At 39.2% G+C, this 24,740-nt stretch carries 25 protein-coding genes; 18 read left to right on the forward strand and 7 right to left on the reverse strand.

Annotation, left to right across the window (positions count from 1 at the left end; genetic code table 11):
• The first annotated feature begins 59 nt into the window (after nt 1-59).
• The 11 genes from JI723_RS08340 to JI723_RS08390 all read left to right on the forward strand — a co-directional run bounded on the left by JI723_RS08340 (nt 60) and on the right by JI723_RS08390 (nt 8,223).
• On the forward strand, nt 60-800 hold the full coding sequence (locus JI723_RS08340) for a phage baseplate protein (protein WP_319066600.1): 741 nt from the start codon (nt 60-62) through the stop codon (nt 798-800).
• The gene (locus JI723_RS08345; protein WP_070929273.1) at nt 797-1,135 is read left to right on the forward strand and encodes a phage baseplate plug family protein; all 339 of its coding nucleotides are present in this window, start codon (nt 797-799) and stop codon (nt 1,133-1,135) included. Before JI723_RS08340 ends, JI723_RS08345 begins: the two co-directional genes overlap by 4 nt.
• Nucleotides 1,110-1,934, forward strand: coding sequence for a phage protein (locus JI723_RS08350; protein ID WP_140178592.1), 825 nt, complete (start codon nt 1,110-1,112; stop codon nt 1,932-1,934). The genes JI723_RS08345 and JI723_RS08350 overlap by 26 nt, the downstream gene beginning before the upstream one ends.
• Nucleotides 1,931-2,587, forward strand: a complete 657-nt coding sequence (locus JI723_RS08355) for a Gp138 family membrane-puncturing spike protein (RefSeq protein ID WP_140178589.1) — start codon at nt 1,931-1,933, stop codon at nt 2,585-2,587. Before JI723_RS08350 ends, JI723_RS08355 begins: the two co-directional genes overlap by 4 nt.
• Entirely contained in the window at nt 2,587-2,949 is a 363-nt protein-coding gene (locus tag JI723_RS08360) for a contractile injection system sheath initiator (protein WP_070929276.1), read from the forward strand. Before JI723_RS08355 ends, JI723_RS08360 begins: the two co-directional genes overlap by 1 nt.
• Nucleotides 2,933-4,057, forward strand: a complete 1,125-nt coding sequence (locus JI723_RS08365) for a baseplate J/gp47 family protein (protein ID WP_337979915.1) — start codon at nt 2,933-2,935, stop codon at nt 4,055-4,057. The genes JI723_RS08360 and JI723_RS08365 overlap by 17 nt, the downstream gene beginning before the upstream one ends.
• Nucleotides 4,050-4,706, forward strand: coding sequence for a DUF2612 domain-containing protein (locus JI723_RS08370; RefSeq protein ID WP_336193066.1), 657 nt, complete (start codon nt 4,050-4,052; stop codon nt 4,704-4,706). The genes JI723_RS08365 and JI723_RS08370 overlap by 8 nt, the downstream gene beginning before the upstream one ends.
• Nucleotides 4,693-6,219 carry a phage tail protein gene (locus tag JI723_RS08375; protein WP_337979916.1) on the forward strand — a complete coding sequence of 509 codons (1,527 nt, stop codon included), beginning with the start codon at nt 4,693-4,695 and terminating at the stop codon, nt 6,217-6,219. The genes JI723_RS08370 and JI723_RS08375 overlap by 14 nt, the downstream gene beginning before the upstream one ends.
• Entirely contained in the window at nt 6,219-6,836 is a 618-nt protein-coding gene (locus JI723_RS08380; protein WP_140178575.1) for a tail fiber assembly protein, read from the forward strand. The genes JI723_RS08375 and JI723_RS08380 overlap by 1 nt, the downstream gene beginning before the upstream one ends.
• A gap of 316 nt (nt 6,837-7,152) precedes the next feature.
• Complete coding sequence (locus JI723_RS08385; protein ID WP_337979917.1) at nt 7,153-7,632, forward strand: Hcp family type VI secretion system effector; 480 nt, start codon at nt 7,153-7,155, stop codon at nt 7,630-7,632.
• 9 nt (nt 7,633-7,641) lie between these two features.
• Nucleotides 7,642-8,223 (forward strand): hypothetical protein, encoded by a 582-nt coding sequence (locus tag JI723_RS08390; protein WP_070929282.1) that lies wholly within the window; start codon nt 7,642-7,644, stop codon nt 8,221-8,223.
• Between the two features lie 794 nt (nt 8,224-9,017).
• On the opposite strand, the gene JI723_RS08395 is transcribed toward JI723_RS08390, so the two are convergent.
• Nucleotides 9,018-10,004 (reverse strand): glycosyltransferase family 2 protein, encoded by a 987-nt coding sequence (locus JI723_RS08395; protein ID WP_272579978.1) that lies wholly within the window; start codon nt 10,002-10,004, stop codon nt 9,018-9,020.
• Nucleotides 10,005-10,323: 319 nt separating this feature from the next.
• Between JI723_RS08395 and catA the strand changes: the two genes are divergently transcribed.
• On the forward strand, nt 10,324-10,965 hold the full coding sequence (catA, locus tag JI723_RS08400; RefSeq protein WP_272579979.1) for a type A chloramphenicol O-acetyltransferase: 642 nt from the start codon (nt 10,324-10,326) through the stop codon (nt 10,963-10,965).
• A gap of 100 nt (nt 10,966-11,065) precedes the next feature.
• Here the strand turns inward: catA and JI723_RS08405 are convergent, their stop codons facing one another.
• The 3 genes from JI723_RS08405 to JI723_RS08415 form a co-directional block, all read right to left on the reverse strand.
• Nucleotides 11,066-11,965: a glycoside hydrolase family 6 protein gene (locus JI723_RS08405; protein WP_319066576.1), complete on the reverse strand. Its 900-nt coding sequence runs from the start codon at nt 11,963-11,965 to the stop codon at nt 11,066-11,068.
• Between the two features lie 498 nt (nt 11,966-12,463).
• The gene (gene gltP / locus JI723_RS08410; protein ID WP_140178551.1) at nt 12,464-13,771 is read right to left on the reverse strand and encodes a glutamate/aspartate:proton symporter GltP; all 1,308 of its coding nucleotides are present in this window, start codon (nt 13,769-13,771) and stop codon (nt 12,464-12,466) included.
• A 479-nt stretch (nt 13,772-14,250) separates the two neighbouring features.
• Nucleotides 14,251-14,913, reverse strand: a complete 663-nt coding sequence (locus tag JI723_RS08415) for a GntR family transcriptional regulator (RefSeq protein WP_070929286.1) — start codon at nt 14,911-14,913, stop codon at nt 14,251-14,253.
• A 522-nt stretch (nt 14,914-15,435) separates the two neighbouring features.
• Here JI723_RS08415 and JI723_RS08420 point away from each other — a divergent pair.
• Genes JI723_RS08420 through JI723_RS08440 form a run of 5 tightly spaced genes read left to right on the forward strand, consistent with a single transcriptional unit; the run spans nt 15,436 to nt 21,606 of the window.
• Nucleotides 15,436-16,674, forward strand: coding sequence for an NRAMP family divalent metal transporter (locus JI723_RS08420; RefSeq protein WP_272579981.1), 1,239 nt, complete (start codon nt 15,436-15,438; stop codon nt 16,672-16,674).
• Nucleotides 16,675-16,689: 15 nt separating this feature from the next.
• Nucleotides 16,690-17,463, forward strand: coding sequence for a LamB/YcsF family protein (locus JI723_RS08425; RefSeq protein WP_272579982.1), 774 nt, complete (start codon nt 16,690-16,692; stop codon nt 17,461-17,463).
• A complete protein-coding gene (locus JI723_RS08430) occupies nt 17,460-18,266 on the forward strand; it encodes a putative hydro-lyase (protein ID WP_070929288.1) in 807 nt (268 codons plus the stop codon). The genes JI723_RS08425 and JI723_RS08430 overlap by 4 nt, the downstream gene beginning before the upstream one ends.
• Nucleotides 18,267-18,275: 9 nt before the next feature.
• Nucleotides 18,276-19,877 carry a 5-oxoprolinase subunit B/C family protein gene (locus JI723_RS08435; protein WP_337979918.1) on the forward strand — a complete coding sequence of 534 codons (1,602 nt, stop codon included), beginning with the start codon at nt 18,276-18,278 and terminating at the stop codon, nt 19,875-19,877.
• Nucleotides 19,864-21,606: an acetyl/propionyl/methylcrotonyl-CoA carboxylase subunit alpha gene (locus JI723_RS08440; protein ID WP_272579984.1), complete on the forward strand. Its 1,743-nt coding sequence runs from the start codon at nt 19,864-19,866 to the stop codon at nt 21,604-21,606. The genes JI723_RS08435 and JI723_RS08440 overlap by 14 nt, the downstream gene beginning before the upstream one ends.
• Nucleotides 21,607-21,681: 75 nt before the next feature.
• Here the strand turns inward: JI723_RS08440 and JI723_RS08445 are convergent, their stop codons facing one another.
• Nucleotides 21,682-21,951, reverse strand: a complete 270-nt coding sequence (locus tag JI723_RS08445; RefSeq protein WP_070929290.1) for a hypothetical protein — start codon at nt 21,949-21,951, stop codon at nt 21,682-21,684.
• A 753-nt stretch (nt 21,952-22,704) separates the two neighbouring features.
• Here JI723_RS08445 and JI723_RS08450 point away from each other — a divergent pair.
• Entirely contained in the window at nt 22,705-23,247 is a 543-nt protein-coding gene (locus tag JI723_RS08450) for a DUF924 family protein (RefSeq protein ID WP_070929291.1), read from the forward strand.
• Nucleotides 23,248-23,333: 86 nt separating this feature from the next.
• On the opposite strand, the gene JI723_RS08455 is transcribed toward JI723_RS08450, so the two are convergent.
• Together JI723_RS08455 and JI723_RS08460 are read right to left on the reverse strand one after the other, a co-directional pair.
• Complete coding sequence (locus tag JI723_RS08455) at nt 23,334-24,110, reverse strand: dimethyl sulfoxide reductase anchor subunit family protein (RefSeq protein WP_140178537.1); 777 nt, start codon at nt 24,108-24,110, stop codon at nt 23,334-23,336.
• A gap of 1 nt (nt 24,111) precedes the next feature.
• Nucleotides 24,112-24,729, reverse strand: coding sequence for a DMSO/selenate family reductase complex B subunit (locus JI723_RS08460; RefSeq protein ID WP_008910766.1), 618 nt, complete (start codon nt 24,727-24,729; stop codon nt 24,112-24,114).
• Nucleotides 24,730-24,740 lie beyond the last annotated feature (11 nt).

The following is a 24,740-nucleotide window of genomic DNA, read 5'->3' on the forward strand; positions in this document are numbered from 1 at the left end:
TTAGATATTTAAATAATACAATAGCCACATCATTGTGGCTTTTTTATTGGATACAGATTATGGATATCACAAGTGGAATATTTACGGGGCGCGCCTCCGTGATCACCCGAACTATTGGCCAATTTGAGTTTGATTGTACCATTCGGGAATCTCATACTTCTTCGCTGCGAGTGACAAAAAATCCTGTCGAATCAGGAGCTGATATTGCTGATCATGCGGTACTTGAACCCAAATCGCTGACTATCACGGGGAAAGTCGTGGGTTATGAACCCGCTAACTATTTTAATCAGCTGTTGGGGTTGGATACAGATGCCATGGATGACTATCCTTTGCCATTAGAAATATCCTCATCGATACGGCAGGCAGAAGCAATGTTGGCTCAATATATGACCGTTGGTCGTGTGTTGGCAAATAAAACTCAAAAGGTGATCGCACCTTGGTACCCCGATGCATTGAAACCGTTTGCCGACAGTTCACAAACGTTAGATCGCGCAGGGCGTGCTTATGAGTCTTTGTTAGCGATCCAACGAATGGGGCAACCCATTGATGTACAAACGGGGATCAGGCTGTATAAAAATATGGTGCTAACCAGTATTAGCACGACACAAGATACCCCCGCAGCGGCTGATTTTGTTTTAAATCTGGAAGAAATATTTATTGTTGAAAGTCAAGTTGTGACTGGGCTACATCCTGATTTAAAGCAGCAACCACAGAAAAGTAATATGGGTAGAACACAACCTGAACTTCAGGCGATTAATTCCTCTCACGACACATCTATAATGCTAGGAATAACGTCATGATATATAAAATACCAGTATCAAATGAGCCAATCCAAGAGCAATTATTTACTGTATTTGGCATGAATCTACGATTAACACTGTATTACAACCAACTTTCAAAAGGGTGGCAATTTGATTTGTTTGATGCAAATAACAATCGAATGATCACACAGATGCAAGGATTAGCAGTCAATGCCCCGTCTTTAATTGAAAAAAATTTACCTTTTATTTTTCTACTCAGTGATAAATCACGTTTTGGTATTAATGCAATCGCTCAGAATGAATTAGGTGAACGGTTATTACTCTATATCGTTGATAAAGGAGTCTGGCATGAAACAATTTGGCAGACAGCTTAAATTAGTTATTGGTAATCAAGATGAGGCATTTGAAGTCACTAATTTAAGAGTAACTTTTGATGTTAAAAAAACATTATCTTCAGAGCCTAATCCAGCAATTATTCGTATTTATAATCTCAATACATCACACCGTAATTTACTCACTAGCAAAGTGTTTAACCGAGTGGCGCTTTCTGTTGGTTATGATGAACTGCGTTTAATTTATTCAGGCGATATTATTGATGCAAAAATTACGGAGAGTGCAGAAGATTTAATCTGTGAATTGGCTTGTGGTGATGGTTTTAGCGCTTATACCTCGTCGCTAATTAATAAAACACTCGCCGCAGGCAATAGTGATGCCGATATTTTAAAAGAAAATGCCCAAGCAATGGGGATTGAGATTGGGATTACGGAGTTACCTAATGATAGGCAACTGCCTCGTGGTAAGGTGATGTTTACGGACGCAAGGGAAATACTGCATAAAATAGCCAAAAACAATCAAGCCGATTGGTCTGTGCAAGATGGTCAATTAACATTATTACCTAAAAATAAAGTGGTTACTGATAACGAAGGTTTTATTTTATCTCAGGAAACAGGATTAATTGGTAAGCCCGAAAAAAATGAAACGGGTTTAGTTATCACTTGTTTGTGTAATCCTGCGTTGAAAATAGGTGCATTGGTACGCATTAATTCGATGACTACTGAACTGAATGGCGATTATAAGATTATTGAACTTAGCCATATGGGTGATTTTATGGAAAAGGATTGGTATAGCAAATTAGTTTGTATTGGTGGTGAATTTAATAAGGTTAAATTATGAAACAACCTACTTTTCTTGATGTTATCAATCAATATGCACAGAACCAACGCTATGAAATTCACACTGCGCTACCAGCTAAAATTATTTCATCCAATGGGCATAGTGCGACCGTCGAATTAATGATCAGCCATATAAATAAAGAAGGGCAGGTAATAGCACTCCCTCCGCTGGTGGATGTCCCTATTGGTTTTTATCGTGGCGGTGGGTTTTGTGTGACTGTGCCTTTAGCTGCTGGCGATGAAGGGCTAGTTATTTTTGCGGAACGATGTATTGATGGATGGTATGTGTCTGGGCAGCAATCACAGCCGCTTGATCAACGCTTTCATGATTTGTCAGATGCTTTTTTTTTACCTCAAGCGAGCAGTTTACCCAATAAGATCCCTGATTATTCACATGATGCGCTGTCATTACAAACCGATGATGGCTCAACATTTATTCGTATACAAGCAGGAAAAATAATCATTAAAGGTGATATCCAGCATCAAGGTAATTATCAATTGGAAGGTAATGCTTTGATTAAAGGCGATCATTCAGTAGAGGGTAATAGTGAGTCATCAGGTGGCACACTGAAACATAATGGTAAAAACATTGGCGATACGCATACGCATGGTGGTGTGCAGACCGGCGGAGGAAATACCGGAGGACCTAATTAATGAAAGTACGAAGGCTTGATGACAATCATGATTGGTGTTTTGGTCGAGGGCGCACAGATTATTGCGGACAATCGAGCGCTATTTCGCAATCAGTACTGACACGCTTGCTGTCATTAAATAAAGATTGGTTTCTTAATCGAGACCATGGCATCAAATGGTTTGATTATTTACGTAAAAATCCGAACTTAGCGGTGATGGAATCAGAAATCAAAAACAGTGTGTTAAATACCCAAGGCGTGGAGCAGATCACTGCATTTGATATTCAACTCAATCCAGATACACGGTTAATTACGATCTCTGTCTCATATATCGATATTTATGGTCACAAAACGGAGGTAACGACAGATGCTCCAAATAACTGAAACAGGCATAGTGATTGATCGACTAACCCATGTCCATCAACGGCTAACCGCAGGGTTTAAACAAATCTATGGCGATGATATCAACCTTGATGCCGACACCCCTGATGGGCAGATGATAGGTTTATTCTCTAAGGAAATAGATAACATCAATCAAGCTATTGCAATGATAGTACAGATGTTAGATCCCTATAAAGCGATGGGCTCATGGCTGGAACAGCGGGCGATGTATGCAGGGATTGTGCGTCGTGGCGCGGAATATAGCTATCTTGATGATGTGGTGATTACAGGTAAGCAGGGCACGGTTGTTGCAAAAGGCAGTCGTTTTACTGATGACAACCGTGCTCGGTGGGTAACGACCAGTGAAGTGACATTAGGCTCAACGGGATCGGCTAGGGTGAATATGCGTAGCAGCGAATTGGGCGCTTTTTCGCTTGCGGCAGAGAAAATGTTAACGATGGATACGGTCACTGTCGGAATTGACAAAGTGATGACCACTAAAGCGGCCAAAGAAGGTGCTTTCACAGAAACGGATGGCAACTTATTGTTGCGGTTTATGCGTTCACACTCGATTAATAACCATGATGACTATAAAGGACTAGAAGGTGCGTTACTGGATTTACCCGATGTGAAACAAGCGCGTGTTTATGAAAACTTCACCCATCTTACTGATGAGAAAGGTATTCCACCTCACTCATTAAATGCAGTCGTGATTGGAGGAAGTGATGATGCGATTGGTTTAACGATCTTGAAAAAGAAAATTGGCGGTTGTGGCGTATTCGGCAGCATTAGCAATACACAACACTATGCGGGGGGAATGCGCACAGTCAAATTTGATCGGGCACAGCCAGTGAATATTCAAGTGAAGTTGTTAATTGAACGCGTGGGCGGCTTCCATGATATTGATACTGATAGTATTAAGTCACTGTTAGCGGAGACAGAATTTGCTATCGGTGAAGCAGTATATGCGACACGTTTGATTTGTCAGGTCAATCAAGTACCCGGCTTTTATATCAAAAGTATTACGGTAAATGGCCAAGAGAGGGTGTCAGTAAACCTTCGCCAATGTGCCGTGATCCGCCCTGAAGATGTGGAGGTGCTGATTGAGTAAACAAGGTGAAGATTTCCTGATTTGGCAATATCGCCAGAAACCGAAAGCCCGACAAACTGTCGGGCTTTTGCTTTCTGAAACACGAGCCGCATTCGAGTCGGTTATTCAATTAGCCGAGGTGCTCGATGTGAATAAGGCTTCAGGTTATGGGCTTGATTTAATTGGCAAGCACGTTGGTATCAGCCGTGTCATGAAATCAGTCGTTCCAAAAGATTACTTTGGCTTTTTAGGCGTTGAGGGCGCCTTACCCTTTGATGTCGGCGTGCTATATCGCTACGGCGATTCATTAAATGGTTCATCAGTACTGGATGATGAAGACTATCGTTTTTTTATCAAAGCGAAAATTATTAAGAATTACCAGCGGCCTGATATTGCCAACATTAGTTATTCCATTGCTCATTTATTCAGTGAGCAATCTTTTGTTATTGATAACGATGATATGACGATGAATGTGGTGATTGCTGCCAATTATTTAACGCCATTTCGACTTTATGCAATTAAAAATCTCGACATCTTATCTAGACCGATAGGTGTTAGTTATAAATATCTCGTCATTACCGATACGCATCCATTTGGTTGGTCAAATGATCTGCATGCCTTTGGTTTTAACGATGGAAAATTCACGAGGTTAATGAATGTCAGTCATTAAAAAGCCAGACTTAAAAATTTTCGCGCAAGATGCGAAAACAGGGGAGATTGAAACATTTCCAGATGTATTACGTGGCTGGGGGATCACCCTTGATAGAACCGCAGGCAAGCCGCCACTTGAGTGGTTTAATGCAATAGGTCAACGTACCGATGAGTGGTTGATGTATCTGACGCAGCGTGGTGTGGCAGAGTGGGATGCCACGCTTTCCTACCCAAAAACCGCCATTGTTCAATTTAATAGCGTTATCTATGTTTCGATTAAAGAAACTAAAGGCGAACAGCCTGATAAATCGCAGGCATCGTGGTCAACGTTGGCGGGGTTTTTGGAGTTAGGCAACTACTACACCAAAAAGGATGCGGATACTAAGTTTCAACCGAAAGGCAGCTATGCACCGGCTGGTGACTACGCTACAAATACAGCACTAAAAAACGGATTAGGTGAAAAATTAAATACAATAATGCCTGAAGCTACTGGCATGTTAAAAATAAAAAATGAGGGAGATTATCCCGCGCTTTCTTTTAGAAAAAATTATAAAAATAATGGGGAGCGCGTTGATATAGAAACAGCTCCTGATACATCGCCCATATCGGTGAACATTATTTATCGTGATAAAGATGGTAAAAACGTTGCAGTGGTATCGATCCCGAAAAAAACAGGCTTTGCTTTATTAAATACAGATGTTTACACGCCTATGGGCTGGGCCAGCTATAACGGTATAATGCAGTATGGAAGAATGGAAGCACGGTCTGATCGTGGTGGTGTGAACGTTAATATTGCAGATGAATTTCCCATTGGTGTTACAGCGGGCATTACATCAATGAAAGACTATATCGTTGGAAGTTCTAGTACTACGTATGGAGCTTTATTAACTGTCAGAGGATGGAATGATCCGACAGGTGCAAGTGCACAAGGTCAACTATTTCTAACAAATAGCACTTTGTTTGGTCGGACGGCGTATAAGAATGTAGATAATAAAAGCCAGTTTTATATAGGTTGGAAAGCTTATACAGATAAAAATACTACAACAGACAGAAATGGTAACTTAAGAGAATTAGGAACAGCAGAGCATCTTAGCGATTGTCGCGTTGGAATTCCTTTACCTTGGCCTCAAACTACAGCACCAACGGGGTATTTAATTTGTAATGGCCAAACGTTCAATAAAGCAACTTACCCTCTTTTAGCGCTAGCTTATCCATCCGGTGTATTGCCTGATTTACGTGGTGAATTTATTCGCGGTTTTGATGCTGGTCGTAATGTTGATAGTGCTCGTACAGTGTTATCAGCACAAGGCGATGCGATAAGAAATATTACCGGAGAAATGTATGAAGCGAATGATCGAATGATAAAGTTTATAGGGGCTCTTTATGATGGTGGCTTTGTTGGCGGCAAGTCAGGTCTAGGCGGAGGAAATGCTGGTCATAAAGTAAGATTTGATGCGTCAAGAGTCGTACCTACAGCAAACGAAAACCGTCCTCGTAACATTGCATTTTTATATATAGTGAGAGCAGCATAATGAACAAATATAATTTAGAAATTAATCAAGGCAAAATCGGTCAAGATGGTTATGTGTCACAGACAGGTTGGGTAAAAACCTATTACATCAATGAGGCAACGCGCGAGTATATGGGCGCAACGATGGAACATATTACAATTGGTGGTGGTTTACCGGCGGGTGCTTATTTAGATGCCCCTGAGCTACCTGAAAAACAAGACATTGCAATTGTTCGAAGCGCTGATGAGCTGTCATGGTTACATGTCATAGACCATAGCGGTAAAACTGCGTACAGCACTGAAACACGTCAGCCAACAGAGATAGATTTTATCGGTGATTTACCCGATACACTCACACTTTTAGAACCGAAAACGGAATTCGATAAATGGGATGGAAAACAATGGGTCACTGATACAGACGCGCAAAAAATCGCTTTAGTTGCCGAAGCTGACAACGAAAAAGCCCAGCGATTGAATGAAGCGAATGGTACAATTACGTATTTGCAGGAGGCGGCTGACGTTGACTTAGCAACAGAATCTGAAACAGCAGCACTCCAAGAATGGAAAAAATACCGCGTTCTGTTAAACCGTGTTGATACATCAACCGCACCTGATATTGATTGGCCTAAAAAACCTTAATTTCAATCAAAATAAAGCCGCTATAAAAAGCGGCTTCTTATTACATTAAATATTTTTGACTGGTTTAAAATAATAATCATCTTTTTTCTAAATACGCTCTAATCTTAGTATACATATGTTCTATAATATTATTAAACAAATAGGTATTCTGTGCCAGCCTATCAATATATGTAAATAGAATTATGTCATATCCTAAAAATATTTTTTAGGAAGAATAATAATTAGTTATGTGACAAGGGGTAATCTTTCTTATTGCAATTTATTGAAATAAATGTATTAATTAAGTCAAATTCGACTGCTTAACATAAGGAAATGTATGGCTGATTTAATTTACTTAACACTAAATGGCAATAAACAAGGTTTGATTTCTGCGGGGTGTTCCAATTATGATTCGATTGGTAACAAATATCAAGTAGATCACAAAGACCAAATTTTCGTTTACTCTACTATTTATGATTTAGCGCGAAAACAAAATGTTTCTCATGCCCCTTTCATCATGATTAAAGCAGATGATAAATCATCACCACTTCTTTTATCTGCTATTGCTAATAATGAGATGTTGGATTTTCTTTTTGAATACTATCGTGTTGATAGGAATGGGATAATGCACCCTTACAAAAAGATAAAGCTGACAAAAGCTTCGATTTCTCGTATTACAAACGAAGCACCTAATTCAATGACTCAAAATGATTTACAACCCTTTGAGAAAGTTGCAATTTTATATGAAAGTATCGCCTATACACATATTAGTGCTAATACATCAGGCTATTGTATCCGAGATGAAGCAATCAAATAGGTGATTGAAATGAAAATTAACGATGTACATTATAATCGATTCAATATTCCCGTTGTTATCTCACCTAATGTTTATGCAGATTCTTTAATTGAAGATCCAGTAAAAATATTTGTGATGATAAATTATAACTGGGGAATTGGGCACACAGGTTTAGTTGTGGGAGAAAGTGAAGAAGCGCTTCTGTATGATCCTTCTGGAGGGTATGGTGAGTGTGGTTCTGATGATTGTTTCAGTAGTATAGAATTATATCGAATACCTAGAAGTGCGGGCGAATTTTTTAACTATCCTGAATTTACATGGGATGACTATCTTTCATTTCAAAAATGGGATGGTGAAGATATTCAAATTATTGAGTTTACAGTACCTAGAGCACAAGCAGAAAAAATCACAGAATTAATTTATAATCATGGTATGGCTGGATGGGCTATGTGTTCAGATACCGTGTTTACTATTTTGAAGCAAAGTGGTGGTATCTTTAGCTCACTTGAAGCAAACTTGTTGATGCGTGAAGATCCATGGACATTAAGGCATAAGTTGCTTGAGTTGTATTTTCCAAGTACAAGAGGTTTTATGACCTACACTATAAAGTAGTGCCTTATAAATTACAGGGATATTTAAAAGATTATGAATGACGCTAAATTAAAATTAGCTATATCGTATTTTTCACTCTTATTTGGTATTTTGTTTTTTTATCTTGAATTGGTTCATGAGTATTTTTTTCGATTTTACCCTGTTTCAGTTAATTCAAATCTAATAATACCTTCCATAAAATCAATGTCTTACTCTTTATTTGCGTATTTGGCGTTTCTTTGTGTTTTTATTGTATTTTCATCAATTAAATCATTAATGATTAGTAAGAAAGATCGTTTAATTATTTATTTTTTAATTCCATATTGGATTAATATTGTTGTTTGGTTGTCTAATGATAATGTAACAAATGGAACGATGAGATTTAGCGTTATTTTGTCAGATATCTTTATAACTTCTTATATCATTCAATTTGTTTTTCTTATAACACTTTTTTCCTATTTGGTTGATTATTTATTGAGATTGATTATTTTTAGAAATAAAAATGAGTTAGTGAATTTTTTTTAGTATTTGAACAAAGGAATAAATTTAAGTTTACTTTTCAGTGATGGTGTTACCCCTATTAATGTAAACATTAATAGGGGTAATTTTAAGAGCAATTTCAATATTATTTGCTCTACAATCATTTTAGTACTAGTAGTCATGAGTTATCTTGTCTCTAATAGATTAGAAATAATTTGAAAGTAAAGGTTAAAAGTTTTACTATAATGAATATATTTGAATGGTTATCTGATTGATTTTATGGGGTATCTAATCTTAATGTGGCATCATGCAAATTGGATGTATATGGGCATAAATTAGCTATGTTTATACATTTTTTTTGTTCTTATTTTACCTAATAAACAATACACACCAAGAAACTTTGCTTTCATTTTAAAACTAAATTTAAATTCAGTTTGGAATGGCTTAAGAATTGTTTTTAAACTGTGTTGTTGTTCTTTGGTAAAATAGCAATAACCGTGAACTTTTCGGCTTATACTACGGAGTAAGCTATACTCATGTTGCATAGTCGGGGCTAACACTTGTTTAAAATTATGACTCTGATTTGAGTTTAAATAGGCATCATATATGCAACTCATCGCATATATGATGTCATCAATTTGTTTTTCTTTTGGCTTACTGGTAATGCTATTTTCTCTAACACGATAAAATATCAATGGAGTATTAATCACAAACAATCTTTTTACTTTAGCGGTAATGATTGGGACTATCGCTAAATCTTCATATTCTCTATTTTTAGGAAATAAAATAGTGTCTAATAATTCTTTTTTGTACACACGGCACCAAGCAAACCATTTATTCTCGCCGAAAAGGTCAGATAAATCACAGATACTATTAATAGTATGTAACCCATCCGCTAGTTTAGTCATCTTTAATTGATGACTATGATTTAAATCATTATTATAAAACTTCAACGCGTTATATATGACCATGTCAGGTGATTTATCGCTAAGTATCGGAAATAGCTTCTCCCATAGCGATGGTGACCACAAATCATCTGCATCTAAGAAAGTAATATACTTCCCATTTGAATATTTTAATCCCTCATTTCTAGCGATTGAAACCCCTTGATTAGGCTGGTTAATAATATGAATATTGGTGCTGTCGTGCTCAGAAATATAACGCTGAATTTCAGTTAAGGATTGATCGGTGGAGCCATCATTGATAATAATCACTTCAAGTAGCTCATGTTGTACGAGAGGTAAGGAAGATAGACATGGATAAACATATTCTTCATTATTGAAGCAAGGAATAATCACAGAGAGTAACACATTGTTTTCCATTAAATATTCCTTTTAGCAACCCTGAAGTGTAAGTCAAATCGTTTCTTAAATCTAAGCTCTTAATAAGAATGCTAGTTATATATATTCATTTTAAGTCGTTAAGACAACAGATCATATCAAAACATAAAGTTAGCAAAAAGTGTTTACTCATTCTATTGAAAATATAGCGGGGCACTTAAACCTTCAATAAACTAGGTTAGATCTGTTAGTATTTCATTTGTAATCTAAAGCATAAGGACTAACCAATGTCACCAATCAAAGCAGAGAGAGTTGCCCTTCTTCATTAAAAATTTTATTAATCAATGAGAAGGGCAATTCAATGCATTATACAAAAGTCAATATCGAACAGTGGAATAGAAAACAGCATTTCCTATTTTACCGTCAAACTGTGCCTTGCGGTTTTAGTTTAACTACCCAGTTAGACATTACGGCTTTGCAGACTGAGCTTCGCAATAAAGGGCATAAACTCTATCCAGCCATGATCCACATAATTGCACAGGTGGTGAATCAATATCCTGAATCGAGAATGGCGATAAAAGATAATGAGCTGATACTGTGGGATCAGGTAAACCCCGCCTATACGGTTTTTCATCCAGAGACGGAGACATTTTCCCAGTTATGGACGGAGTATGATAGTGACTGGTCAGCTTTTTTGGCTAATTATCAGTACGACCAGCGATTATACAAAGACAATATTGATTTGATGGCTAAGCCAAATCTTCCTGAAAATCATTTTTGTATTTCGATGATCCCATGGGTGAGTTTTGATGGTTTTAATTTAAATGTAGCAAACTTCACTGATTATTTTCCGCCTATTTTTACGCTGGGGAAATATTACCAATCAAGTGAAAAATGTTTATTACCACTTTCTATACAAGTTCATCATGCAACTATCGATGGGTTTCATATGGCGAGAATAGTTAATCAGTTACAAATACGATGTGACAATTTTCACGCTTAATATTGTGGTTATGCTTAAAAAATGCCGATATTCTATCGGCATTTCTATTTTTTCTTCCATTTTATGATTATTTTCTTTCCTGAATAACCATCCTGATCACTTACTTCCCTTCAATTAATTTCATTGCTAATTCTGGGCTAAATACACCGGCTTTAGGGCCACCATGACAGTCTGCTGATGGAGAAAAATCACCATCAGATTCTCCAGGTGGTTTAATCCAAGCGGTTTTAACTGTTGCGGATATATCTTTTGGCCTATCACCGATTTTTCGTCCTGTTGAATTACACCAATCATTAGGCAGTCCTGAAGCACCATTGCCATTACGTGATGTATCAATCATGATATTTGATTGTACATTAGCTAGCTCAGTTAAATATTGATTAATATCGTTACCATATTTTAGGGTTGGGTCAGTCGCGTGATAATTAGAGATATTTAAAGAAAAACCATAAGCATCTTTAATTCCTGCTGATATTAGCGATTGAGCCATCTCTTTTGCTGTCACCCATTTCATATTTCCTGCATCTAGATAGACATAGACATTTGGAGATTTTGTTTTAAATTTTGAGACAGCATAATTAATTAAATTGATCCTTTCTGAACGCTGTGCTTCTGTTAGACAACTTATATCTGCTAGCGCATCCGGCTCTAAAATAATTGTCATTTTAGTGTCAGAGATGGTGTTTGCCAGAGTATCAATCCATGTTTTATATTTTTGTTGATCTGCACTGTTATCTGCGGAGGCTTGTCCTGAGCAATCACGGTTGGGTAAACCGTATACAACAAACATTAATTCAGTTTTTTGCTTTTCGGCTTGTGCAATATAGTTTGTGATCTTCTGTGTTAATTCAAATTCACTTTCTTGAATGGAAGATAACCAGATAGCAGTAGGGACAGAGGCAATGTTTTTATTAATGGGTTCTGCTCGTGGATCACTTTTATTTTTCTCAACCCATAATGCTGAGGAAGATTGAGGATCAACAAAATAGTTTGTTGCCATAATATCTCCCATATAACAAGATGAAATTAAAAATAAAAGAATTTTGTTATTCATTATATCCATTCCTGTTAGCAAAGCATTATCAGATTTTTATTTATTATTAATAAATAAAATAAATTGGTGTTGTAAAAATTAAGGATATGTAAGCCAAATAATAGATAATATTTATCTTTTATTATAGATGCTATATTTAATTTTATTGTTATATAAATATTATTAGTCGATTTAAGTGATTTTTAACACGGCCTTAGTGTGAAGTAAATATACTTACTGGAATGTATTGATATTTGTGTGTGGAAGGTCACGATTTTGTTTTTATTGAAGGTAAAATAATATTTTTCCTATATACGAAATGATAAAACTAACATGTTTAAATATATGGGTTTTTACTCTTATTTGCATTATTATCTATATATGTAATGAAATATCAACTTATTTAAATTATAAATAAAAAAGACCGAGAAATATCTCGGCCTTTTTACCTAAAGCATGTAATGATTAAAATGTTTTCTCATATTCACGTGCTTTTTGTTCATCGTAGTTGTGTTCCCATTTAGCGATAACCAGTGCAGCTAGGGCATTACCAACTACATTCAGTGCGGTACGCGCCATATCAAGAATTCGGTCAACACCGGCAATAAATGCTAAGCCTTCAAGTGGGATCCCGACACTACCTAATGTGGCTAGCAGTACCACAAAGGAGACGCCCGGTACACCAGCAATACCTTTAGATGTAATCATTAAGGTAAATACTAAAATCAACTCTTGTCCGATGGATAGCTCAATACCATAGAGCTGGGCGATAAAGATAGCCGCAATACTTTGATAAAGGGTCGAGCCATCAAGGTTAAATGAGTAACCGATTGGAATAACAAAACTGGTTACAGATTTAGGTGCACCGTATTGCTCCATTTTATCCATAATACGTGGTAATACTGTTTCTGAGCTGGCGGTTGAGTAGGCTAATAATAGCTCATCCTTTAAGATGCGCATTAGAGTGAAAATGTTAATTTTGCAATAACGTGCAACTAACCCTAATACCACAATAGCAAAGAAGAGGATGGCACAATGAACAAGGACGACTAGTTTCAACAGCGGTACTAATGAGGTAAATCCAAAGTTAGCCACAGTCACTGAGATCAAGGCAAATACACCGATAGGTGCATAGAGCATGATCATGTTAGTCACACGGAACATAGTTTCAGAGAACGTTTGTAGTACATCTAGCAAAGGTTGCTTTTTCTCTTTTGGTAAGGATGAGAGGCCTAAACCAAATAATACGGCAAAGAAGATAACGGGTAGCATTTCACCACCGGCCATCGAGGCAAAAATATTGCTTGGCACCATCGTCAGAATGGTATTAATAATACCAGAAGGGTGGCTTTCGACTTCTTGAGTTGTTTTTTCATATTGAGAGATATCAACCTGCGTCAGCTGTGACATATCAATGCCAACTCCAGGTTGGAAAATATTGGCAAAGCTAATACCAACAATGATTGCAATAGTGGTAATTACTTCAAAATAAAGAATGGTTTTAAAACCTAAAGAACCGAGTTGTTTAGTATTTCCAACTCCAGCAATACCGACAATCAGAGTTGAAATAACAATTGGAACGACGATCATTTTAATTAATTGAATAAATATTTTACCTGCTGGTGATAATACATTCACAATTAACCAATCTTTATATTCTACGCTTTCATGCAGAAAAGCGCCTAAAACAACCCCTAAAATTAGTGCAACTAAAATTTGCCATCCGAGGCCAAACTTAAACGGTTTCTTCGTCGAAATGTGGTTTGAAGTCATAATGGGATCTCAATTATATTAATATTTTTTATGTTTGTATTTTTACTAGCGCAAATTTTATAGCGAATATTCGTTAAAACTACAACTGTTAGATCGTAAATATTGAGTCATTTAGTCGAGTAATTGATGTGGGCAACTATTTTTTATTGTTGATATGTATTAATTTGTAACAATTTAATACTGTCATGCGCTATTTCTTACATTAAAAATTATTTTTTAAGCGATAGGAGTAAAGCTTAATATTAATTAATTGTTTTAGTGTTGTTACTTTTTTGTTTCTTTTGTATGTAAAATGAACATGTGGATAAAAAAGTATCAGTAAAAAGTGGTGAGTAAAAAGTCAATAAATACAATAAAAGTGGTAAATATTCGGAAGAGGGTTTTGAGAAGTGAGAATTAGCACAATATTATTATTAAATAAAATTTAGTTCCAAGAAGGATAAATATAGATTTGTTAAATATAAAAATAGACCGAGTGTTTAATAACTTGATTGACTACGTTTATAAGCAGCAAGTAATGTGCGCTCTGAGAGATCTAAATATTGTCGGAGTGTTTCGGCTGCTTCGTGGTTTTTACCAGTATCAAGTAATTCTAAAATAAATTGGTTCTTATCAATATAAGGAGCATAAAGAATTTTAGGGTCGTTAAGATGCCCAAATGCTAAGCGCAATTCAGCCGCGACATTGCGATATAACTTAATTAGTCGCTCACTATCAGAGAGTTCCACAATAGCAGTGTGAAATTTCATATTGGCAGTCCCCACACCAATCCAATTTTCCACTTTTTCTTGTTCGCGTGCTTCACTGACTGCATGTTTCATTTTTTGCACTGCGGGATGCATCGCGTAAGCATGCATTAAGGAGTCACATTCCACTAAACGGCGGACTTGATAGATGTCGATAATTGCAGCCATATCAGGAACAGAGACAAACACGCCCTTATTTGGTGCATAAGTAAGTAACCCTTCTTGCGTTAAAACTCTAAACACTTCACGTAGTGTATTACGTGAAATATCCAGTTCATCACTTAAGGCAGCTTCAGACAGACGTTGACCTGGTGTGAGCACGCCAATAGTAATTTTATAGCGGATAGTTTCTGCAATAGTGACAGCTAATGTTTGTGCTACAGGTCGTTTAGTCATAAGTATTTTGTACTATAAAGAGTCAGTTATACACAGCCAATAGATTATCTTCACATATAACCTAAAAGGCATCAAGGCTCGTTTTGGTGCATTGTTAAGGCTAATTTATGATTTTTGCACTAACTTGGTGCGTATTGTCGAATCGTTGGTTTCAATTAATGTTAATTATTTGCATGATTTGTTAAAAAAGTGATCAGTCTTTGATTTTTAAACACCAAAAAACGATTTTTATTGCTTGTTAATTCACCATTCCTTATTAATTGTTCAACAATCCAGTGAAGATGAATTAACAATAATTACTCTTGGTAGAACAATGGCACGAAAGTTGCCTCCTACTCGGTATACTTCAAGTTGCAGCGCTTTTCGTTGGTATGGTGATTACGATGACTTGCGGTAGTCACTGTATTTTCTATGCGCCAAGCGAATTCATTCACTTGGCGCCCAGCTGCACCTCGAATTATTTAGAGTACATGGCGATCACAACATCAATAACGACAAAAACAATCCGAAAGGAGTATGCACATGGCAGCTCAAGAAAGTACCAATACCGCAGAATTTGTGAAAAATAGGCGAACTTCATTGATAGGTGCCATTTTTTTAATGGCGACCTCAGCGATTGGCCCCGGCTTTATCACTCAAACGGCAACCTTTACCGTTACCTTAGGTGCAGCATTCGCTTTTGGGATCCTTGCATCCATCATCATCGATTTTGTTGTACAACAAAATATTTGGCGTGTTGTGACATTAACTAAAATGCATTCGTCAGAGATTGCTAACTTAACTATACCGGGTAGTGGCTATTTGCTGGCTGTACTGGTTATTTTTGGTGGATTAATCTTTAACGTCGGTAATATTGCGGGTGCAGGTTTAGGGTTAAATGCGTTGGTTGGCTTAGATCCAAAATGGGGAGGGTTAATTAGCGCATTATTGGCAATCTATATTTTCTCTTCCCGTAAAGCCAGTACCTTTATCGATCGGATCATTATTGTGCTAGGTCTGGTAATGATTGGTTTAACTCTGTTTGTTGCTTTTGCATCTAACCCACCTGTTGGTGAAGCATTACGTCAGAGTGTACTTCCTGACACAGTTGATTTTGCGATGATCACGACAATTGTTGGTGGAACGGTAGGTGGCTATATCTGCTATGCAGGTGCGCATCGTTTACTCGATAAAGGTGCTGTGGGTATCGAAAATATTAAGGTTGTCTCAAGTGCTGCAACCAAGGGCATCTTAGTTGTTGGTTTAATGCGTTACATTTTATTCTTAGCCATTTTAGGTGTGGTTGCAAGTGGGGTGACCATTGATATTTCAGGACAATCAGCAAATCCAGCTTCTCAAGCTTTTCAAGCTGCGGCAGGTAATTTCGGATTACGTATTTTTGGTTTGATTTTATGGGCTGCGGCACTGACCAGTGTTATTGGTGCTGCTTATACTTCTATGAGTTTTATCACTGCGTTTAAAAAATCAGTCACAGAAAGACAGCGTAATATCGCAACCATCATTTTTATCGCGATTTCCTTAGCTGTTTATTTAATGATGGGGACGGCACCTGCCGCTTTATTAGTGTTTGCTGGTGGTTTTAATGGGCTGATCTTACCAATTGGCTTAACTATTTTTGTGTATATCGGTTGGAAACGTGCTGATTTGATGTCTGGGTATCACTATCCACGTTGGTTGCTGTGGTCTGGTGTCATCATTTGTGCATTAACATGGTACATGGGCGTGATGTCAGTAGAAGCTATCTTTAATTACTTAAAATAGAGGTCAATGAAACGGATGCAAAAAATAATCGATTTAAATAGTGACCTCGGAGAAAGCTTTGGTCAGTGGCAAATGGGTAATGATGATGCGATGTTGAACATTGTCAGCAGTGCGAATATTGCTTGCGGTTTTCATGCCGGATCACCTGAAGGGATTTTAAAAACATTAAAAGCGGCAAGGCAAAATGGCGTGGTAGTGGGTGCCCATGTTGGCTACCCCGATTTAGTCGGTTTTGGTCGCCGCAATATGGATATCGCTGCAAATGAATTAATTGCAGATGTGATTTATCAAATCGGTGCGCTGAAAGGGCTAGCTTCAGCGGCAGGGTGCAAAGTGCAATATGTGAAACCGCATGGAGCACTGTACAACACGATTGCCCATGATAAACGTCAAGCCATGGCGGTGATTGATGCAATTAATGCTGTTGATGAAAAATTAATATTAGTCGCTTTAGCGGGTTCACCATTGATTGAATGGGCGAAAGAGCGTGGTTTGACAGTGGTTGCAGAGGCTTTTGCGGATAGAGCTTACCATGCCAATGGCACGTTAGTTTCACGCAAAGAAGCCGGAGCGGTATTACATGATCCTGTGCAAGTTGCGCAACGCATGCTGCAACTGGTGAATGAAGGTGGAGTGATATCCATTGAAGGTCAATTTACCCCGATAGAAGCGGGTTCTATTTGTGTTCACGGCGATAGCCCAGGCGCGGTGGCGATGGCACAGCAAGTGCGTGAGTTATTGCAACAAAATGGTGTGAGTATCTCTGCTTTTGCGGGAGGGGCGTTATGACAACACTGTTTAAAGCCTCGGAACACGCGATTGCAGCAGCAAGATCAGCCCGAGAGGCGATCCGCCAAGGCTTTGATAAGCCAACAGCGGGTCTTGCCGCGGGTATGACACAAGCGAATATGATTGCCTTACCGCGTGATTGGGCATTTGATTTTCTGTTATATGCGCAAAGAAACCCCAAGAGTTGTCCTGTATTAGATGTTTGTGAAGCGGGGAGTTGGCAGACTGTTTTAGCAGAAGGTGCTGATTTACGTACAGATATTCCACGCTATCGTGTTTGGCGAAATGGAAAGCTAGAAACTGAGATCACTGATGCGACAGAGATTTATCGTGATCACCCTGATTTAGTGACTTTTTTAATTGGTTGTAGTTTTACATTTGAAACATCAATGATGGAAGCGGGTATTGATGTACGCCATATTAGCGATAATACCAATGTGCCCATGTATAAAACCAATCGTTTATGTCGCCCTGCGGGCCGCTTACAAGGGGAACTCGTGGTCTCGATGCGTCCTATTCCTGCTGAGCGTGTTGCTGATGCAGTCAGTATTACTGGCCGTTTCCCTTCTGTCCACGGGACACCGGTACATATTGGTGCTCCAGAAGCACTCGGTATTACGGATATTATGGCGCCCGATTTTGGTGATCCTGTACGTATTCAAAGCGGCGAGATACCAGTATTTTGGGCTTGCGGTGTGACACCACAGGCCGCAGTCATGAAATCAGGGGTACCATTTGCACTTAGCCATGCACCGGGTCATATGTTTATTACGGATGTGCCTGATGCAGCTTATCATGTTTAGGAGGGGCTAATGCGATTTTTACCTGTCAATTTAAGTACTTTCATGATTGAGCTACAAAGTCTTGAAGAGACAATGGCCTTGACTGATTTATTGCGTAACATGTCACAACAGTTAGCAATTGAAGAAATTATACCGGCTGCTCGTACTGTCTTGGTTCGTTTTAATCCGTTAACAACAGAGGTAAATTCGTTAGTTAGCAAAATATCACAACTGGATGTAGCTACTGCGGATTTGAAGCTGGGTCAATTAGTCACGATCCCCGTTCATTATAATGGGGAAGATTTAGGCGATGTTGCGCAATACCTCGGAATTTCTGTTAAAGAAGTGATCGAAAGACATACAGAAAATGAATATCAGGTGGCTTTTTGTGGTTTTGCCCCCGGTTTTGCTTATATGGTTTCGCAACATGCGCAGCTAAATGTCCCTCGTCGCTCATCACCACGGATCCGTATTCCTGCTGGCTCTGTGGCTTTGGCGGGGGAGTTTAGCAGTGTTTACCCACAAGCAAGTCCAGGTGGTTGGCAGTTGATTGGGATCACTGAAACGGCTGTGTGGGATTTGCAACGCACTGAGCCTGCGTTACTCAAACCGGGCTATCGCGTTAATTATGTTGATGCGGCTAAAACGAAGGTGACACATAGTTTGCCACGCACTCCGATATTTGATAGCAATACGGCTGCGAAAGATCTGACGATCATTGCTACTGGATTACAAACATTACTGCAAGATTTTGGACGTAAAGGGCAATCCGAACTGGGGATTTCAGAATCGGGGGCTATGGATAAAAGCGCTTTACGCGCCGCTAACCGTATAGTGGGTAATGCTATCGATGAAGCCGCATTAGAGATCACGCAAGGTGGCTTTAAGGCTCAAGCGAATAAATCTTTGCTGGTGGCAGTAACAGGTGCCAGTTGTGAGGTTGAAATTACGACAGCTGATAACATTAAGTACATCGCATCACAGTATCAGCCTATCCATTTAGCTCAAGGAGACACTATTCGTCTTGGCAAAGCCAGCGCAGGAGTGCGTAGTTATTTGGCTATACGGGGCGGAATTGACGTTGCTCCTATATTAGGTAGCCGTTCATTTGACACATTAGCGCAGGTTGGTCCATCGCCATTGGTTAATGGACAAACGTTAGCAGTGAAATCAGTGCAGCTACAAACGGCGCTTGCGTTAAATGAGACACCTAGTTTGGCTTATCCAACCGCAGATGATGTGGTGACTCTTGATATTATTTTAGGGCCGCGTACGGATTGGTTCACTTCACAAGCCATTCAAGTATTAACTTCACAATTATGGCAAGTCACTGCGGATTCTAACCGTATCGGGTTAAGGCTTCTGGGGGACACTGCGATTGAACGAGAAAAACATCAAGAATTACCGAGTGAAGGAACCTGTATTGGTGCTATTCAGATCCCAGCAAATGGTCAGCCTGTTTTGTTCTTAAATGATCATCCTTTAACCGGCGGCTACCCAGTGATCGGTGCGGTTTGTGAATACCATTTAGATTTGGCGGGGCAAATACCCGTTAATGCCAAAATACAGTTTAACCCAATTAGAGCTTTTAAAGAGAGCGAAGGGAGCCGTGACGCTTATGCCTATAATTAATAACAATACCCAACATAAAGTGTTGATCGCGAACCGTGGTGAAATAGCGGTGCGTATTATCCGTGCCTGCCGTGATATCGGTTTTGGTTCTGTAGCGGTTTATGCAGACATGGACATGAGTGCACTGCATGTTCAAATGGCGGATGAAGCTTATGGACTATCAGGTAATACACCAGCAGATAGCTATTTGGATATGCAAAAGCTGATTAATATTGCCAAAAAATCAGGTGCGACAATGGTCCACCCAGGCTATGGATTTCTATCTGAGCGAGCTGAATTTGCCCGAGAGGTTAAAAAAGCAGGGTTAATTTGGATAGGGCCAAATCCAGAAACGATCGAAGTATTAGGCGATAAAGTTAAGGCACGTCAACTTGCCATGCAGGTAGGTGCACCACTCGTTTCGGGAACGAAAGAGCCGGTTAAGAATGCACAAGAAGTCGTCGAATTTGCTCATGAAAATGGTTTACCCATTGCAATCAAAGCCGCATTTGGTGGTGGTGGCCGCGGCCTAAAAGTGGCATGGCAAATGGAGGAAGTGGAAGAGCTATACCATTCAGCAGTTCGTGAAGCGACCGCAGCGTTTGGTCGTGGTGAATGTTTCCTTGAACAGTTTTTACATAACCCTCGCCACATCGAAGCGCAAGTTATTGCAGATCAACATGGTCATGTAGTTGTTGTGGGGACGCGTGATTGTTCATTACAGCGCCGTAATCAAAAATTAGTCGAAGAATCCCCCGCACCATTTTTATCCGAACAGCTGCAACAGCAGATCATTAAAGCTTCCGTGGATATCTGTACTAAAGCCAATTATGTCGGCGCAGGTACGGTAGAGTTCTTATTAAGCCAAGATGGCAAATTATCATTTCTTGAGGTCAATACACGTTTGCAAGTAGAGCATCCAGTCACAGAAGAAACGGCAGGTATTGATTTAGTCCTTGAGCAACTGCGAATTGCTCAAGGGCTGCCATTAAGCATGACTGAAACACCAAAACCGAGAGGGCATGCATTTGAGTTCCGCATTAATGCGGAAGATGCAGGCAATGGTTTCTTACCGACACCGGGCACAATTTTGCGTTTTGATGCTCCTACAGGGCCGGGTGTCCGCTTAGATAGTGGTGTTGTTTCAGGATCAGTAATACCGGGTACATTTGACTCATTGATGGCAAAACTGATTGTTGTAGGTAATAGTCGTGAGCAGGCTATTCAACGGGCTCGCCGTGCGTTGGCGGAATTCGAGATTGAAGGTGTCGCTTCGGTACTACCATTCCATCGTGCTGTTATGCAACACGCTGACTTCTGTGAACAATTCAAAGTGCATACTCGCTGGATTGAAACAGAATTTAACGTTGATATTGCGCCGACAAAACGTCAATTACCACAAAATAATAGTGAGTTGACACGTACCTTTATTGAAATCGACGGTAAACGTTGCGAGTTAGGATTGCCAGTACAGTTGTTAGCCGGTTTATCATTATCATCTTCTGAACCCGTGACAACCACAGCCAATAATGAACATCAGGAACATGAGGTTAATGCACCTATTTCAGGAGTGTTATTTAACTGGCTGGTGGCTGACGGTAATCAGGTATCACAAGGTGAAGTGATTGGGGTGATGGAGGCGATGAAGATGGAAGTACAAGTTATGGCGCATCGAGCGGGTACACTCAGATATATTGCACGCAAAGGCGATTACATTGATGCAGAAAATAAGATTGCTGAAATTTGCTAAGTCGTCGAAATAGTGGTGATTTTACTTTCTTCTAGGGGCTTTTAAAGTTGTAAAAACAACGCCCCTAAAGTGAGTTTAACGTGATTTGCGCTCAGGGAGCGAGCGTAATGGCGGATTAGGTGCAGGAACGCTGTGATGATCGTCTTTTTTTATCTCTTCACTATCACGATAGACTTCACCGCACATAAAATAGAGGTTGGGTCTTTTAGACTCAAGGTAGGATTTACGCGTTATACATTGTTGTTCTGTAAAAATGGACTCAGTGACGGGAAGTGCATCACAGGCATCAGTGCCACAAGGGCTAACCCACAATGCCCACCCAATGAGTACCATATGTCCTGCCATTCAAACTGCTCCTTCAACACATATATACTCGTCATACTTCAAGATGCCGGGTTGTTGATTGCGCTATGCTCGCCGAGTCACATAGTTCATCTATGCTCCCCATCTATCTTCGCTTGTCGCCTACCTGCATCTCGAATTATTTAGAGTATAAAGCCAAATATTAGGTCAAACACTGAGCTGTAGGTAATATACTCGTAATACGTCAACTTGCAGCGTTATCGATTATGTTCCCATTTGTACTAGTTACATCGTTCTCTATGCTTCTAGCGATTTGTTCACTTGCTACCGAGAGCTGTGCTCTCAATTCGTTAGAGTATCGGACGAATTGACAGTTGATAAATTCAGTTATTTGGTGACACCAAACTAGCCTTATTAAGATGAGTAAAGAATACACTTAATGGCTACGGAATAAATCTTATCATTGGATTCATCAAATGTATGTAATGGCGTGAAAATTCATTATAAATTGGCATTAAATACCAAATCAACAGATAGCAGCATTAATTAATGGTTATTGAACATCAAATATAATCAATCAGTTTATAATTAATAATGGAAGTGTTTAAAGAATAAATGATCACTTGTTGATTAATTTGCGTGCATCGATACTCGAATATTTTGGAACTGGTTCGCAAAAATACAAAATATTTCTCTAATTATTGTTGTTTTAAGAGATAGCTCATGACAATGATTAACGGTTTTATTTACGATAAAAAATAACTTATCACTAACAAACTTAGGTATCTAACAACAATGAATACCATGGAAAACGTTTTGACATTTTGGTTTGAGGAGTCAACACCAAAACAGTGGTTTGAAAAAAGCACAAAATTTGATGCAGTGATTACACAACGCTTTGCTGGCGTTTTGGATCGGGCTGCAAAAGGGGAGTTGGCATATTGGCGAATTTCGATTCGTGGTCGATTGGCAGAAATTATTGTACTCGATCAGTTCTCACGTAATATTTGGCGTGATACACCTAAAGCTTTTGCTCAAGACCAAATGGCATTAGTACTGGCTCAAGAAGCAATTAAACAGCCTGATTATAACTTATTGTCGTTGTCACAACGTAAATTTGTTTTGATGCCTTTTATGCATTCCGAATCCAGTTTTATTCATCAACAAGCGGTGGAGCTATTTCGCGGTTTAGGGGATGATAATACCTTGAATTATGAAATGCAGCATAAGGCAATTATTGATCGTTTTGGTCGTTATCCACATCGTAATGAGATAGTTGGACGTTTATCGACCAAAGAGGAGATCGCATTTCTCCAACAACCCAATTCGTCTTTTTAAGAGTAAATAGGTGAATCAATGGGGTATCTACAGTAAAGAGCCTGCAACAGCAGGCTCTTTGGTTTAACATGAAATTAAAAGAGGAGTTACATGGTGATTTGCCACAAATTATAGAAGGCAATACGGCCTGCTAGTTCAGCAAGTAGTACTGCGGCGGCACAAGTGGCTAAAGTGGCTTTTGGCGCACGTTGTTTTAATGCCATGCCGACAAAACCTGCTAATGCAATAACCAAAACAACGACTTGGAATCCCCAAAAACCAGTTTGTTCTGCACTTAGGGCCGGTCCACTTTCAGAAAGAAATGCTTGATATCCCGCACGGCTAGCGAAAATAACCACAGCACCAATTAAGAAAGAAGCAATCCCCAAACCACGAGCACCAATAGCAATTGCTAAAGCACCGCCACCAACTAGCATCGTCATCCACATCTGAAGTGTTGTGTAACCAGTGTTCCAATTAGCAATTGAAGCAATATTATAAACTTGTGGAATTGACCAAACAAAAGCCACACCAGTTACTACGGTAGCAATATTGGCTAGCTCACGCAGTAGTGGCTTTTTATAAAATAGAGTAAAGAACAGTGTCGCTGCTGCACAACCAACAAATACACCACTCAAAAATGCTTCGTTACTCATTGGTGAGCGACCAACACCGAGCAGCATATTGAAGAAACGCAATGGCTGCCCAACGTGTAGGCCACCAATACCTAAACCAATCACAACGACAATGAAGGCTAGGATATTGGCATTTTTCAATTGTTTTTCATCAATTGAACCCATTTTTTTGCTTAGATAAGCCAGCAAAAATAAACCCGCAGCGGACTGACCCAGCACGGTGAAAAAAACGAGTGGTAGTTCATGCATTTTACACCTCCGCAGGGTTTTTCAGTTCGCCACTTTTATCGCCAGATGGTTTCGCATCTTTATGTGGCTTGATGACAATATTAGGGTTTGTGATACTCGGGTCTGGCATTGGAGCAATACCACACTCAGTGCCATGCAATTCACGTAGCACATTAATATCATCAAAATCTAATGCACGTTGTGGGCATGATTCAACACAGACGGGTTTCATGCCTTTGGCTACACGTTCATAACAGCCATCACATTTGCTCATCAATTTTTTCTTTTCATCGTACTGCGGTGCACCATATGGACAGCGTAACTCACAGTAACGACAGCCTACGCATACAGATTGGTCAACCACCACAAGGCCATCTTCCGCGCGTTTGTGCATGGCGCCTGTCGGGCAGCCTTCAACGCAAGTGGGATTTGAACAATGGTTACAAGAGATCGATAAATAGTAGCTATACACATTTTGCTGCCAAATACCGTCTTGTTTTTGCCAACTCCCCCCACCAAACTCATAAACTCGGCGGAATTTAGGGCCTAAATCGAGATCTTTTTCATCCTTACAACTGACCTGACATGTTTTACAGCCAGTACATTTTGTGGAGTCAAAATAAAAGCCATACTGTTTCATAAATTAACTCC

The organism is Providencia manganoxydans, from assembly GCF_016618195.1.
GTDB lineage: Bacteria > Pseudomonadota > Gammaproteobacteria > Enterobacterales > Enterobacteriaceae > Providencia > Providencia manganoxydans.

Excerpts from the sequence above, each read along its gene's own strand:
- JI723_RS08345 (WP_070929273.1), top strand. The coding sequence starts at position 797 with ATGATATATAAAATACCAGTATCAAATGAGCCAATCCAAGAGCAATTA.
- JI723_RS08360 (WP_070929276.1), top strand. The coding sequence starts at position 2,587 with ATGAAAGTACGAAGGCTTGATGACAATCATGATTGGTGTTTTGGTCGA.
- JI723_RS08340 (WP_319066600.1), top strand. The coding sequence starts at position 60 with ATGGATATCACAAGTGGAATATTTACGGGGCGCGCCTCCGTGATCACC.
- JI723_RS08390 (WP_070929282.1), top strand. The coding sequence starts at position 7,642 with ATGAAAATTAACGATGTACATTATAATCGATTCAATATTCCCGTTGTT.
- gltP (WP_140178551.1), bottom strand. The coding sequence starts at position 13,771 with ATGACTTCAAACCACATTTCGACGAAGAAACCGTTTAAGTTTGGCCTC.
- JI723_RS08415 (WP_070929286.1), bottom strand. The coding sequence starts at position 14,913 with ATGACTAAACGACCTGTAGCACAAACATTAGCTGTCACTATTGCAGAA.
- JI723_RS08420 (WP_272579981.1), top strand. The coding sequence starts at position 15,436 with ATGGCAGCTCAAGAAAGTACCAATACCGCAGAATTTGTGAAAAATAGG.
- JI723_RS08450 (WP_070929291.1), top strand. The coding sequence starts at position 22,705 with ATGAATACCATGGAAAACGTTTTGACATTTTGGTTTGAGGAGTCAACA.
- JI723_RS08355 (WP_140178589.1), top strand. The coding sequence starts at position 1,931 with ATGAAACAACCTACTTTTCTTGATGTTATCAATCAATATGCACAGAAC.
- JI723_RS08365 (WP_337979915.1), top strand. The coding sequence starts at position 2,933 with ATGCTCCAAATAACTGAAACAGGCATAGTGATTGATCGACTAACCCAT.
- JI723_RS08445 (WP_070929290.1), bottom strand. The coding sequence starts at position 21,951 with ATGGCAGGACATATGGTACTCATTGGGTGGGCATTGTGGGTTAGCCCT.
- JI723_RS08455 (WP_140178537.1), bottom strand. The coding sequence starts at position 24,110 with ATGCATGAACTACCACTCGTTTTTTTCACCGTGCTGGGTCAGTCCGCT.
- JI723_RS08350 (WP_140178592.1), top strand. The coding sequence starts at position 1,110 with ATGAAACAATTTGGCAGACAGCTTAAATTAGTTATTGGTAATCAAGAT.
- catA (WP_272579979.1), top strand. The coding sequence starts at position 10,324 with ATGCATTATACAAAAGTCAATATCGAACAGTGGAATAGAAAACAGCAT.
- JI723_RS08395 (WP_272579978.1), bottom strand. The coding sequence starts at position 10,004 with ATGGAAAACAATGTGTTACTCTCTGTGATTATTCCTTGCTTCAATAAT.
- JI723_RS08375 (WP_337979916.1), top strand. The coding sequence starts at position 4,693 with ATGTCAGTCATTAAAAAGCCAGACTTAAAAATTTTCGCGCAAGATGCG.
- JI723_RS08425 (WP_272579982.1), top strand. The coding sequence starts at position 16,690 with ATGCAAAAAATAATCGATTTAAATAGTGACCTCGGAGAAAGCTTTGGT.
- JI723_RS08385 (WP_337979917.1), top strand. The coding sequence starts at position 7,153 with ATGGCTGATTTAATTTACTTAACACTAAATGGCAATAAACAAGGTTTG.
- JI723_RS08440 (WP_272579984.1), top strand. The coding sequence starts at position 19,864 with ATGCCTATAATTAATAACAATACCCAACATAAAGTGTTGATCGCGAAC.
- JI723_RS08405 (WP_319066576.1), bottom strand. The coding sequence starts at position 11,965 with ATGGCAACAAACTATTTTGTTGATCCTCAATCTTCCTCAGCATTATGG.
- JI723_RS08435 (WP_337979918.1), top strand. The coding sequence starts at position 18,276 with ATGCGATTTTTACCTGTCAATTTAAGTACTTTCATGATTGAGCTACAA.
- JI723_RS08380 (WP_140178575.1), top strand. The coding sequence starts at position 6,219 with ATGAACAAATATAATTTAGAAATTAATCAAGGCAAAATCGGTCAAGAT.
- JI723_RS08460 (WP_008910766.1), bottom strand. The coding sequence starts at position 24,729 with ATGAAACAGTATGGCTTTTATTTTGACTCCACAAAATGTACTGGCTGT.
- JI723_RS08430 (WP_070929288.1), top strand. The coding sequence starts at position 17,460 with ATGACAACACTGTTTAAAGCCTCGGAACACGCGATTGCAGCAGCAAGA.